The sequence below is a fragment of the Ralstonia psammae genome (assembly GCF_958405935.1).
In the GTDB taxonomy this organism is placed as follows: domain Bacteria; phylum Pseudomonadota; class Gammaproteobacteria; order Burkholderiales; family Burkholderiaceae; genus Ralstonia; species Ralstonia psammae.
Genome location: NZ_CATZBU010000045.1, coordinates 1 through 1,912, shown reverse-complemented (window position 1 = coordinate 1,912; position 1,912 = coordinate 1). Strand labels below are relative to the sequence as shown.

At 57.0% G+C, this 1,912-nt stretch carries 2 protein-coding genes and 1 pseudogene; 2 read left to right on the top strand and 1 reads right to left on the bottom strand.

Annotation, left to right across the window (positions count from 1 at the left end; genetic code table 11):
* Positions 1–429 precede the first annotated feature (429 nt).
* Complete coding sequence (locus tag R2N16_RS25380; RefSeq protein WP_316669803.1) at positions 430–1,050, top strand: hypothetical protein; 621 nt, start codon at positions 430–432, stop codon at positions 1,048–1,050.
* Positions 1,051–1,303: 253 nt separating this feature from the next.
* Positions 1,304–1,444, top strand: a pseudogene (locus R2N16_RS25620) (IS66 family transposase); the annotation flags it as partial.
* Between the two features lie 49 nt (positions 1,445–1,493).
* On the opposite strand, the gene R2N16_RS25375 reads toward R2N16_RS25620, so the two are convergent.
* Positions 1,494–1,853 (bottom strand): hypothetical protein, encoded by a 360-nt coding sequence (locus tag R2N16_RS25375; protein ID WP_316669806.1) that lies wholly within the window; start codon positions 1,851–1,853, stop codon positions 1,494–1,496.
* Between the last annotated feature and the right edge of the window lie 59 nt (positions 1,854–1,912).

The following is a 1,912-nucleotide window of genomic DNA, read 5'->3' as shown; positions in this document are numbered from 1 at the left end:
TGAAATACCGTTCGCCACGGGAGTTCAGGAGGACTGCGGCATCCTTAACTTAACGATGTCCGAGTGTCCTGAGATGCGGGGGCAACTCCAACACGTTGCATGTCGCCGGTTTGCTTGATGAGGACAGAGGCGCGTTAGTAGGTGCGAGCACGACATGTTTCTGTCTGGCGTAAGCCTGGCCGACTGTTTCGGGAAGGCCAGAGGGCGCCACGCACAGGTGAAAGCGATGCCTAGCACTTGGTGTCGTTACCGTGGAACGCGCGCCGTGCAGTCGATGAGCGTTGCGAAAGCTCCCACGGGGGCTAAATTCCTGCACGTCATTGCCGATACTCCGAGTGATCGAGATAGGCCTTCACATCTGCTCCGAGCTGTCTCGGATTCAAAGCGCGGATGGCTCTCGTTCACTCTCCTAACCAACCGAAAGAAAGAATGAAAAAAATTCGCGTCGTTGCCATCGCATCCGCCGTTGCCCTTGGCGGTTTCATCAGCGGGTGTGCCAATACACCAAATAGGCTCTCGAATGAGAAGGTGAGCGTCACCACGTTCGCGAGCGCACAGAGCGAGTTCTTCCCGAAGCGACGTTCGGTTGGAATGGGGGAGACGAAAGTGCGGAACACAGGCGAAATCGAAACTGCAACGTACCCGCTGATGGCCGTGCGCAGCTGCAATAGCACCCGCACCGCTTGCTCAGTGGGTGTGGTCAAACTTGTCGGTACGACCGAACTGAAGGGAGTTGATGCAGGCGGCGCAACTGTGGCCATTAGCCTGACCTATGATCTTGGCCGGAAGCAAACGATGAGTGACGGCTTCACAACCGTGACGGATGAAATTCCCGCTGACGTTACCAATATCCTTCAGGGCCATCGCGTATTTTCCAAGCAGGCTTACCTTCCTTTCGGAGAAATGCGCAAGGTGAGCTTTGACCACGGCGTTGACTTCGTGGTCTGCGTCAATCACGCAGATGAGCACAACATGCCGACAGATACGCGCTGTGAAGTTGATGGTATTCAAAACGGGACCGTCTCGCACGACAGCCTGCAAGTGTTCTGAAATTTGAGTCAGTCGGACCCGGCCGCTTCCCTAAGGCTGGACGACCCGCAAAGTCGTCATGATCGGAAGCGGCAAATTTGGGGGAGTCATCCTTTTCGTGCAAAATCTGGCGATTTCCCCTCAAAGCCTTTATTCATAAGGATCCCAGGTCTTTGCCGACAATTGTCTGCTGCCCCCGAGTGACTTCAGGAGTACGATGTTCGCCCGCGATTTCGGATCGCGCCACCTTAACGGGGGCGTAAGCGTGTCCCCAGCACCGTCTCGACGGCAGTTCTACGAATTGCATGCTGCGCGGCCGAATGCCTTGAATACCGGAGCGCTGGAACGTATCGGTGCGCTGTACAAGGTTGAGGAGGCGATCCGGGGGAAACCGCCCGATGAGCGGCGAGCGTACCCTTGTCTTGCCGCCCGCTGCGCAACAAGGCCGAAACTCGGCCTGTCTCCTAATATCGCTGGATCCACCGATAGATCGTAGCCGGGTTCCGGCCAGCCGCCTCTGCCACTGCGCGGACTGCTTCCGCTGATCGGCTCGAACCAGCTTCGAGCAGTGGAAGAATCATCTCGTACCTCGTCCATGCCTCCCGCCAGTCCTCGTCCTCAACGAGCATCAGATCCTGGCGCACAAACGTCTGCTCGACTGCTGCAGGTACAAGCTCGCCAATCGGCGCGAGATTAGTCTCGCCAGTTGCTGCGTCGCGAACAACGGCCTGCCCTAGATTGGCCAGGTCCAGAACAATATGGTCTCGATTGTGCCAACGCACCGGCACACCTGGTGCGTATTTCAAGCCATCGTGGACGGCCATTTCAGATGAGCGTAGACGGTGTTTCAAGGCAACGTGGACGCCGTTTCAAAGCATCGTAG